10 protein-coding genes are annotated in these 10,965 nt (G+C 36.6%); 8 read left to right on the top strand and 2 right to left on the bottom strand.

All coding sequences use genetic code 11. The annotated features are described in order from the left end of the window. Positions 1–1,112, top strand: a 1,112-nt coding sequence (locus AC1DIT_RS24725) for a transglutaminase domain-containing protein (protein WP_476998477.1), incomplete at its 5' end; no start/stop codon positions are given. Between the two features lie 555 nt (positions 1,113–1,667). After that, positions 1,668–2,054 (top strand): VOC family protein, encoded by a 387-nt coding sequence (locus AC1DIT_RS24720; RefSeq protein WP_033671011.1) that lies wholly within the window; start codon positions 1,668–1,670, stop codon positions 2,052–2,054. A 151-nt stretch (positions 2,055–2,205) separates the two neighbouring features. Here AC1DIT_RS24720 and AC1DIT_RS24715 read toward each other — a convergent pair whose 3' ends face one another. Beyond that, entirely contained in the window at positions 2,206–2,703 is a 498-nt protein-coding gene (locus AC1DIT_RS24715; protein WP_016132569.1) for a CcdC protein domain-containing protein, read from the bottom strand. Positions 2,704–2,965: 262 nt separating this feature from the next. Here AC1DIT_RS24715 and AC1DIT_RS24710 point away from each other — a divergent pair, with 262 nt between their 5' ends. From AC1DIT_RS24710 to AC1DIT_RS24685, 6 genes are all read left to right on the top strand, one after another. Then, positions 2,966–4,192 (top strand): phospholipase D-like domain-containing protein, encoded by a 1,227-nt coding sequence (locus AC1DIT_RS24710; protein ID WP_016113679.1) that lies wholly within the window; start codon positions 2,966–2,968, stop codon positions 4,190–4,192. 740 nt (positions 4,193–4,932) lie between these two features. Further along, complete coding sequence (locus tag AC1DIT_RS24705) at positions 4,933–5,409, top strand: PH domain-containing protein (RefSeq protein WP_476998476.1); 477 nt, start codon at positions 4,933–4,935, stop codon at positions 5,407–5,409. After that, positions 5,402–6,820, top strand: a complete 1,419-nt coding sequence (locus AC1DIT_RS24700) for a PH domain-containing protein (protein ID WP_016113681.1) — start codon at positions 5,402–5,404, stop codon at positions 6,818–6,820. Before AC1DIT_RS24705 ends, AC1DIT_RS24700 begins: the two co-directional genes overlap by 8 nt. 384 nt (positions 6,821–7,204) lie before the next feature. Then, positions 7,205–7,879 (top strand): response regulator transcription factor, encoded by a 675-nt coding sequence (locus tag AC1DIT_RS24695; RefSeq protein ID WP_016113682.1) that lies wholly within the window; start codon positions 7,205–7,207, stop codon positions 7,877–7,879. A 68-nt stretch (positions 7,880–7,947) separates the two neighbouring features. Further along, on the top strand, positions 7,948–9,210 hold the full coding sequence (locus tag AC1DIT_RS24690) for a HAMP domain-containing sensor histidine kinase (protein ID WP_229161479.1): 1,263 nt from the start codon (positions 7,948–7,950) through the stop codon (positions 9,208–9,210). A gap of 183 nt (positions 9,211–9,393) precedes the next feature. Continuing rightward, positions 9,394–10,518: a DUF3995 domain-containing protein gene (locus AC1DIT_RS24685; protein WP_016131219.1), complete on the top strand. Its 1,125-nt coding sequence runs from the start codon at positions 9,394–9,396 to the stop codon at positions 10,516–10,518. Positions 10,519–10,591: 73 nt separating this feature from the next. Here the strand turns inward: AC1DIT_RS24685 and AC1DIT_RS24680 are convergent. Then, a partial coding sequence (locus AC1DIT_RS24680; RefSeq protein WP_476998475.1) for an antibiotic biosynthesis monooxygenase family protein occupies positions 10,592–10,965 on the bottom strand: 374 nt, incomplete at its 5' end.

Raw genomic sequence — 10,965 nt, 5'->3', positions numbered from 1 at the left:
CAATTAATGGAGCATGGTACTACTTCAACGGAAGTGGAGCAATGCAAACAAATTGGCAGTCAATTAATGGAGCATGGTACTATTTCAACGGAAGTGGAGCAATGCAAACAGGCTGGCAGTCAATTAATGGAGCATGGTACTATTTCAACGGAAGCGGAGCGATGCAAACAGGTTGGCAGTCAATTAACGGAGCATGGTACTACTTTGGTGGAAGTGGAGCAATGCAAACAGGCTGGATCCAAGATAATGGGAAAAAGTATTACTTTGAAAGTAATGGTGTTTGGAATCCAAACGCTGCAAATGCAAATAACGTTTCACGACCTGACGGGCAGCTATTAGACGCATTTCAAAATGAAATAAAAAAGCATATTAATAATCAAGAAGAAAATATAACAATGACATACACATCCAAAAACTCTAATATTAATGAAGTTATGGATACACTTGTTAAAGAATACGACAAGGCAGTCGAATCTAACGAATACTTAAGTTATAATATCGCAAATACACAATACTCTATCCGTGGTATTCCAGGAAATTACACGTTTACATTAAAGATTACATACCGTGAATCCAAAGAACAAACGAACTATGTAAAGACACAAGCGAAATCAATTATCAATTCCATTGTTCAAGCTGGTATGGATGAACACGAAAAAGTAAAAGCAATTCATGATTATGTTGTAAAACATGTCTCTTATGATACTTCTTTCCAAGCCTATACAGCGTATGAAGCTTTAGCAAACCGTTCTGCTGTTTGTCAAGGATATGCATTATTAACGTATCAGTTGTTAAAAGAGGCTGGAATAGAAAATCATATTGTAACAGGAACTGGAAATGGACAACCACATGCTTGGAATCAAGTGAAAATTGAAGGGAAATGGTACCATCTTGATACAACTTTTGATGATCCAATTCCAGATGTGCAAGGACGAGTAATGTATTCATACTATAATTTGTCTGATGAACAAATCGCTAGAGATCATCAGTGGGATCGTAATAAATTTGCGGCAGCAACAACAAATTACACTAATGAATTAGCAAATAAAATCCAGTCAGGTAGCTCAAAATCATGGAAATACCAGGACATTTTAAAAGTCATCAAACGTTAAACTGTATCTTTTGGTACAAAAACTTTAATACACTTGCTTAGACATACGGATATGATGAACCTATAAAGGTGAGTAATATCCGTATGAAAAAGTACATGTATTCACGTAGAGGGCGTTGCAAAACCAAAATAAATATTCGATATTATATATCAATAAAACTAGCTAAACATAGAATATATAGTGATTCAATTTTCACGATAGTAGCGGCTATTGGGGCTGCACTTAAGAAGTACAATCATAACTAATATATACTGTACTTCTAGGCAACTGCATTTGATGGTACATTGGTGGGGAGGAAGCAACTTTAATTGATGAAGAATGCTTCCTTATTTTATTTTCTAAAGCTTTAATCTCAAGACTTAACCATATAGAGAATATTCTTTCTGTATCACGATAGAAAGTGTTGAATGATAATAATGTTGTTTCATTTGTTATACAGATAACACAGCAGGATAGTTACATGAAACAGGAAGGAATATTCGAATCAGTAACGAAATGTTCAATGGATGACGATGGTGTTAGCTTTTCGATAATATTTTTCAGGAGATGATTGATTTGAAGTTGTTGCAAATAAGACTTTTGGTCAAAAATTTTAAGAAAAGTGCCGTGTTTTACAGAGATCTATTGGAATTTCCAGTGAGTTGGTATGAGGAAGACATGGAATATGCGCTTTTCAATAATGGAGAAACGAAAATTGAGCTTGTATCTCGAAACGTGATGGCCGAATTGGTCGAAGAAGGAAATAAGCCGTTAGAAGCTGAGTCTCAATCAAAATTCTTGCTTCAATTTGAAGTTGAAGATGTCGATCAGACTTATAACCGTTTCAAAGAAAAAGGAATTGAATTTGTTAATGAACCGCATGATCGTGAGGAATGGCGAGCGCGTGTTGCACATTTTCGTGACCCTGACGATAACTTAATTGAAATATATAAAATGCTGTAATTCGATTGTTCAAAATGGGATTAGGTTAAACAATATTAAACAACTTTAGTAGCGCAGTTCAATTTATTTGAACTGTGTTAATTGTGTATGTAAGAGTAGAATCTTTATAGGTTTATAGGTTTCGAGATACATTGACTGCTGATAAGTGGTGTTATCGGAAGTCAATGTTGTCGTTAGTTTGGATTCGACTTTTGTATAGTTGACGAAATTTGATGAAAGAGATAATTCTCCAAGGTAAGATATATCCCAGCGCTACAGTCATAAATAGTGCCGCTTCTGTTTCTGGACCTAGCCATTTTAAATAATCACGAAGTAAAAATCGGATAATAAGTATGGTGAGAAAGGTAATGATAAAGCTCTTGTTTCTTACAGCATAAATATGCAGATCGGATCGGAGTTCATAGTTAGTAGTCCAAATAAGTGGAATTGACAAAAGGAACCCAAAGATAACTGCACAAATCCATTCCCAGCCAGTGGCATGTGCTTTTGGATTTAAGATGATGGGAATGCAGGGTAATAACAAAAATAGTATGGGTAAGAGAAGACGGGTTCCGTTTCCTTTAATCGGACGATGCATTGCCCTAATTCTACGCCATAAGACCAACACAGCAATTATGATCACAATAGAGTAAAACGAAGAAGAATCCATAATTTCACCTCTATACATAGGATATTTCAATTATATGGGAATTATAGACGGTTGAGTAGTATTTGTTTTAATTGAATACCAATAAGTGGGGGTATGTTAACTTGACGTGAATAGAAAATTCATAAGAAAATCTAACATGTAAGAACGTAATTTACTTACATGTTCTATGGTAAAGACTAGCTTCATGGATGGCTATGGAATAATTTTGTCCTGATAACAAAAACTAACAGAAAAAAACGATAATATATAAAGGAGATTAGATATGCTGAAAAAGATAGGGAAAATTTTCCGAGTGCTCCTCTTTGTATTTATCGGCGTATGTTTTGTTTTGTTTGTTTGGGATGAAATTGACAGAACAGCAGCTGAAAAAAGTGGGAGATTTGACCAGCAGCCTAGCCAATACCCTATTCGTCAAAGTGATATTACTATGTATACAGATGGGAAACAGTTAAACAATCAATTATTCTCAGATATAAAGAAAGCAAAACATTACGTGCATATTAGCTTCTTCTCTATTGCCGATGATAAAGTAAGTCATCAGTTTCTAGATTTATTGAGGCAAAAAAGTCAGGAAGGTGTAGAAGTATATTATGCAGTGGATAGGCTAGGAGGAATTTTACTAAAGAAAAAGGAAAGAGAATTATTAGTTAAAAAAGGAGTGCATTTTACGTATTACAATAAGCCCGCTTTTCCTTATCTTTCTGCTTCTTTGGATCATCGGAATCATCGCCGTATTTCAGTTATTGATGGAAGGATTGGGTACATTGGCGGATTTAATATTGGCAAGAAGTATTTAGGAGAAAAAGCAAAACTCGGTCACTGGAGAGATTATCACCTTCAAATACGAGGAGAAGGAGTTCAAGATCTAGAACACCAATTTGTGTTAGACTGGAAAAAAAACTCAGAGAAACCGATTCCGATACACAGTGCGACAAAGGAAAAGGGAACAACCTCGCATCGATTTACTGCATATTACAGCGGAGAAAAACTTGGACAAGATTATGCAATGCTGTTTCAACAAGCAAAAGAGTCCATCATTATAGTAACACCTTATTTTATACCAAAAGACAGAACTATTTGGAACGCATTAGTAGATGCAAGAAAGAGGGGAGTTCGTGTGAAAATTCTGTTCTCACCTCATTCGGATGCACTGCTAGTTAAAGAAGCAGCGTATCCATATATCCGAAAAGCATTAAAACAGGGAATAGAAGTATATGGTTATAAAAAGGGAGTGTTACACGGTAAAGCATTCTTGATTGATGAAAACGTATTGATGGTTGGGACCGTGAATTTTGATTCGCGCTCGTTTCATTTAAATGAAGAAATGAACTGTTATATCCATGACCCTGTCTATATTTCTAAAATAAAGCCAGTCATTAATGTAGACTTACAAAATTCAAAGCGAGTAACATCCTCTGACGTCAATCAATTATCTATAAAAGAAAAAATGAAAGAAAAGGTTGCAAAAATGTTTGAGTATTATTTGTGAAAACAAAGGATTTTTATATTAAGGAGTAGTAAACTGCATTTTATTAGAATCAATTAAATTACTGACACTAATAAAGAAAGCTATAGAGAGGGAACGTTGTTTTCTTCTCTTTTTTTGTTCACGGATGCTCTAATCTCTTTATTTATCCCGCTATTCGCGGGCAGTAATACTCCCACCTCAAAATTCGGTGAAAACAAAGAAGTTAGGTGGGAGATAAACTGCCCGTAAAAGCCCGATTGGTGAAGGCTAATAATCAGTGTGGGATGAAGAAAACCCCCACTGATTMAAGTTTCACTTTATGTTTACGGATGATATGGATAACAAATTATTTTTATCTATTTTTAAAAGTTTACTTTCATTTTTTAGTAAACAACAAATGAGTTATCTTGTATTAAATATCTCATTTGTTGTTTTGAATGTTAGGTATAAATTTAATTGTTATTCATTATTTTCGCTAATTATTTCTTGTATAATCCCAAAAACAGAACTTAAATTTTCAAAGTTAACGTTGTTAAAAGGTTCAGTCCTATCATAAATATATTGACTCAAATCCAGGGGAATTTTCAATGACTGGAAAAGTAAAATACGTAAAATCTATTGTTGGTTGTATTCTACATATTCAGAAAATAACAAGCTTTATTTTCACAAAAAATGTTTATTTTACCTTGTTTTGTATTGTATGATTATGGCATATTGCAAAGTATATATATTTAATAGAATTGTATATTTGGAGTGATAAAATGCAGCCGTTAGAAAATGAAATTCATCCTAATATGGTCAAAGTGTGGAAGATCCATGCTTTGATTGGTGCGGGAGTACTTGTAAGTATTGTTCTTGCGTATCTCTTTTTTATGATCAAGTTTAATTGGTGGGGTTGGTTGTTCGGTATATTGGTCGTTGCCACGATTATATATACGCCACTAGACTATTTTATCTTTCCGAAACTACGTCAGTGTTATTATAGCTATCGATTAGATGAAGAAGAGATTGAAATTCAAAAAGGAATGTTCGTTGTAAAGCGTGTGTTAGTTCCAATGATTCGCGTTCAGCATGTGACGATTGAACAAGGGCCGATTATGAGAAAATATGAACTAGCAGAATTACAAATTTCAACGGCAGCGACTTCTCATAGTATTCCAGGACTAACAAAGAGAGAGGCAGAACAGTTGAAACGACAAATTGGGGAACTTGYGAAAGTGAGTGATAAGGATGTATAAGAGGCAACATCCGATTACTATATTATTTGATATAAGGATTTCTAGTTTATTTCCCCTTATTATCATTGTTTTATTTGGTCCTAAAGATGAAGTAGAGCCTTGGTACTTATTTCCCATTTTCATTTTAGGCTTCTTGTTGATTTTGGCCATATTTTCGTTTGTGAAATGGTACTTTAAAGTGCATTGGATTGAAAATAATATTTTACATATAAAACACGGGGTATTTGTCAAAAAAGAAAGCTATTTAAATAAAGAGCGTGTGCAAACAATTAGTACAGCTTCCAATATCATCTATCAGTTATTTGGGTTAACGAAGCTCAAAATTGAAACGGCTGGTGGCGGAAAGGATCCGGAGGTGACGTTAGCTGGCATTAAGGAAGAGCAAGCGAAAGAATTAATCGCCTTATTAAATAAAGTAAAAGACGAGAAACCTTTAAAAGAAGAGGAAAGCTTGCTACCAGAAACAAATACAACAGTCTATCAGTTAACGCCAAAAGAAATTTTGCTAGCAGCTATTACATCTGGTCAGTTTGGCTTGTTATTTTCAGGATTGTTTGTCCTTTATACACAGTTTGATAACGTTCTTCCAAAATGGTTCATAGAAAAAGTAGAAACGTATGTGAAAGACAATGGAGTATATGATTGGTTATATATGGGCGCTATTTTAATTGTAATCTCATGGGTCATTTCTACAATTGGCTATGCTTTAAAACATGCGAACTTTACAGTGCAGAGAAGTGGAAATGAAATTCGTATTTCACAAGGGCTACTGGAAAAGAAAGAGATTGTGTTAAAACTGCACCGGATTCAGGCATTGACAATGAAAGAAGGAATCCTTCGTCAACCGTTTGGGTATTGTTCCATTGAAGTGGAAGTTATTCAAAGTATTGAAACTGATAATATGAATGTCATATTGCATCCGCTCATGAAGAAAAAGGATGTGCAGCAATTGCTGACATATTTACAATTACCATATGAAATGGAAGAGGAATTTGTCCATTTGCCAAAAGCAGCGCTGCGTCGCTACTTGATTATGAGCTGGATTACTTTTGTGATTACATTGGTACCAATCATAGGAGCGAGTGTATATTTTCAGCAATATAGTGCTTTATTTGTATTAGTACCATTATTTTTATCATTTATAATTCTTGGATATGGAAAGTATAAAACTGGTGGATATGCGATAAAATCTGATCAGTTAACGCTTGTGTACAGGGGCATTGCAAAGTATACAGGATTCGTGAAAAGAAGACATGTACAAGCAATGACAAAAAAACAATCGTATTTTCAGCGGAAAGATAGGTTGTATACGTATATTGTAGCAGTAGCCTGCAGTGCTGCGGGACGTCATTATGAATTAAAGCATGTGCGTGAAGAGGATGTAGCCCGTATTCATGAATGGTATAAGTAAAAATAAAAAAGAAAGTTAGATATATAACCCGGGTAGTGGATAATTCAAAAATTCTATTATTCGGGTTTCTTGTATGTTATTGCATGTATTTTATGGTCATTTTTAAGATAGAAGTGCTTTTGACGCAAGTATTGTAAAAGGGGGAAGAGATAGGTGGAAATTAGAAGTTCAGTGCAGGCGATTATAATTAGAGACAACCAAATTAGATGAATATAAATGATAGAAAACAGCACCTCTTTTCCCTTGCATTAACTGCCCGTAAAGAAGCCCCTCACTGATTAAAGTTTCACGTTATCTAGTTAAAAATAGACACTTATAAGCATATGTTGTGGTTAGGGAACCTCAATAAATGTGTGAAGATTTATTGTAGAGGAGAGAAATGTGATGGGATTAACAATTTTACATATAGAAGATGATAAAGAAATTGGATTATGGGTAAGTGAGTTTTTTACTGAACGGGGATATAAAGTGATTTGGTTGAAGTCTGGCCATCATGCATTTGAATACATGGAACAAACGGACGTTGTTATTATGGACATTATGCTTCCGGGGCTTGATGGTTATACGGTTGGACAGCGAATGAAGCAAAAGTTCCCTGAAATACCAATTATGATGCTCACAGCGAGAGCTTCAATAGAAGATAAACTGCAAGGGCTTGCTTTTGCAGATGATTATATGACGAAGCCGTACCATCCTGATGAACTTGAGGCCCGCATTCATGTTCTCTTAAGGCGATTCGGTGTGGTTTCTCTGGATCATATACAGTTGAACCATTTAAGTATTGATCGGAAAGCCAACCGTATTTTGAGTTCACAAACGAATAAAGAGATTGTCTTAACTGGTAAACAGTTTCATATCTTTATGTTTCTCTTCAATCATCCAAATCAGATTTTGACTCAAAAGCAAATATATGAAGCTGTGTGGGAAGATTCCTATATAAAAGGGGATCGGACTCTTATGGTCCACATTCGTCATTTGCGTGAAAAAATAGAGATTGATCCCAGTCATCCTCAGATTATCGAGACGATTCGCGGCATCGGGTATCGGTTGAAGTTATGAATATTCGAAGATCGCTCGTTACCAAATATTTATTATTGATCCTTGCCTCTTTATTCATGTGGCCTATTTTGCCAGCAATCTATTATTTACCTGACATTTTGCTTAAACAAGATACGATACATGAGCCACTGGAAATAGAAAAAATGTGGGAACATGAAGCTGAACAACTAAATGAAGCTAATGAGAATACAATCAATGAAAAGCTCGGTAAGATACAAGGACATTATCCGAAAGCTGAGCTGTTTTGGGTCGACAAGGCGGGGAAAACCCATGTGATCAATCAGCGTATCGTAGAGATTCCTGATCAATGGACACCTTTGAACCTCATCAACTATCTCGATAGGAAAAAGCAACAAGATATATTCACTGTGACAGCTACGATTGGTAAAGATGGTGAACAAGGATTTATGGTATTTCATATCCAAAAATCTATTACGACGCTTGCGATTCAGCCAGTAAATGGAGATCTCTTTTTAATCCTTATTATTTTTGTCGTAGGTGTTTCGATTGTAGTGGTATCTTTGCTATTTTTTTTAGGTATTCGCAAAAGACTTGTACAACTTCAAAGCGCAATGTCAGATACCGTAAATGATGGAATACCTGATAAGGTTACAGTCAATAACAGTGATGAGATTGGACAATTGGAAAAAGCCTTTAACAGGATGATCGATCAGTTAAAAGACAGCCGGAAGCGCGAGAAGGAAGAAGAGTATCTACGAAAACAATTGATTGCGAATATCTCTCACGATTTACGGACGCCTTTAACCGTTATTAGACAGCATGCCTACTCTATTCAGAATAACCCCTCATCCTTAAAAGCAACCGCATCGGTACAAATTATCGTCAACAAACTAAATGATGTTGGAAAATTACTTGAAAATCTTCTTACTTACACATTACTTTCAGCTGGAAAGTATCCATTAGAGAAGACAAACATAGATGTGATTGAAGAGTTACGTAATGCTGTCGCCGAGTGGTATCCGGTTTTTGAGAAAGAAGGTTTTGAAGTGAATGTCCATTTGGCTGACTGTTCATTGATTTGGCAGGTGGATCCTCTCTGGCTGCGCAGTATATTCGATAACCTGTTTCAAAATGTCATTAGGCATGCCAGGTCTGGCGGATATATTTGTGTAGAAACAATTGATCGTGACGGCGACTTATTTATGGTCATCAGAGATAAAGGGCGGGGAATGGAGCACCACTCAGAAGCAAAAGGAGCGGGCATCGGGCTATCCATCGTTTCGCTCATGACCAGGGAAATGGATGTTTTTTGGGAGGTATCCAGTTCTCCGCAAGGTACATGGCATTATTTAAGGCAAAAATTAAACTAGATTTAAACTTGAGGTCACCTCGATTTTCCATTCGCTCAATACAATGGATATCGAGGTGATTTTTTATGAGAGTTAAAAAAGAAATGGGCTGTGAGCAGGTTAGTGTCAAATTTGGATGCATGTGTATACAAAAAAACGGGGTAGATCAGTCTCAAGAAAATAATAGGAAAGGGTGTTTTTTGAGTGGATTCAAAGACTTCCATTGACAAATCTAACATGGATACAAATTCTGCATTGCCTTCACCAAAGAAAAGAGAAGGAATGAGCCTAAAGCGATGGCCATCTTGGATTGGGTATATAGCCATTGCTTGGTCAGCTCTTTATGGATCGATGCATCTTTACTGGTTGCTTGGAGGAGAGGGGTATCCTTTTAAGAATGAAGATGGTATGGATTTGTTTGCTGGAAAGGTTACTTATCTTCCGTCCCAGGTTGGAGGTATCATATTTGTTGTTCTTTGTCTGATAGGTATATTGGTTGGATTTTCAATGAGGAAGCCAGTGGAAAAGACTTTCCAACAGCGGCTTATCCTCATTTATGCCTGGGGGTGGGCGGCTGCTTTACTCCTCTTTGTACCGGATGCCAGTCTGATTGCGGCCATGGCTTATGCTTTTTTATTAAAATTTAAATTTGACTGGCTGATGCTCAATCAAATTATATGTGTTCTAGGAGGAATATCTTGGGGGTTTTTCGCTGTAGCTTATCGAAGAAAAATACGCCATGCATGTGAATATTGCGGAAGGAAAGCGGACGGGAAAACATCTCTTCTCATGCGATGGAGTCGATGGATTACCTATCTTGCGGCTCTTGCTCCTATTCCATACGCAATTACGCGCTATGCTTGGGCATTGAAAATCCCGCTAGGAATTGACGCGAAGTTTTTGCAGGAATTTTCAAATGTTAACCCAGCGCATCATATTACTGAATGGGCTTTCGGATCAATATGTATCGCCGGTAGTATTCTTACGCTGGGTTTGATCCAGAAATGGGGTGAAACCTTCCCGCGATGGTTCCCATTCGTTAACGGTAAAAGGGTGCCAATCCTGCTGGCGGTGATTCCAGCATCGTGTGTAGCGATTGCTGTAACCGCTGCTGGCTTCACCTTTACTTTCGCTTTTATCGCGGTTACACTTCACCTCGTGTCTACAGATAATATGTTGCTGAGTCACATTTGGGGTTCAATAGGGCCAATGCTTTTATGGATTCTCTGGGGGATAGCGCTAGGTCTTGCTTCTATCGCTTATTATTATCGTAGACGAGGTCAATGTAGTTACTGTGGTAGAAATGAAGTGGAAAGTATTTCAAGATAAAAGGGCGATGAGTTCGTGGAAGACAGAGAAAAAAGCTGTAGCTTCTCCTCAATCGGAGTTACAGCTTTTTTGTTTAAGCTAACACATCAAAAGTAGTCACAAAAGAAGGTCTTGAAAAAATGCTCTTTTGCGGCTCTGCATTTGTTTGTGCAGGTCGTTTTTTATGTGCATTTTCGAAAGAACGTGACTCTGTCCAATCTTTAAAGTTTTGTTCATTTTCCCACATTGTCATAATGACATATGTATCGTTACTTAATGGGCGAAGAACGCGGATTGCTTGGAAACCAGGTTCGTTTTCAATAAGGCCTGCACGGTTTTTAAAACGATTTTCAAAAACAGGACGGCCTTCATCCGTAACAGAAATGTTGTTACACACAATATAGCCAGGTTGTCCTTTAAATTCCCCGACAGCATCTAGCACGTCATATTGAAGTGATCCTTCTACAG

Source organism: Bacillus sp. 05T22 (assembly GCF_056396765.1).
This window is presented reverse-complemented; position numbering and strand designations above follow the sequence as displayed.

Bases quoted from the DNA above. Each gene is read 5' to 3' on its own strand.
- AC1DIT_RS24700 (WP_016113681.1), top strand. From the start codon at position 5,402: ATGTATAAGAGGCAACATCCGATTACTATATTATTTGATATAAGGATT.
- AC1DIT_RS24695 (WP_016113682.1), top strand. From the start codon at position 7,205: ATGGGATTAACAATTTTACATATAGAAGATGATAAAGAAATTGGATTA.
- AC1DIT_RS24715 (WP_016132569.1), bottom strand. From the start codon at position 2,703: ATGGATTCTTCTTCGTTTTACTCTATTGTGATCATAATTGCTGTGTTG.
- AC1DIT_RS24710 (WP_016113679.1), top strand. From the start codon at position 2,966: ATGCTGAAAAAGATAGGGAAAATTTTCCGAGTGCTCCTCTTTGTATTT.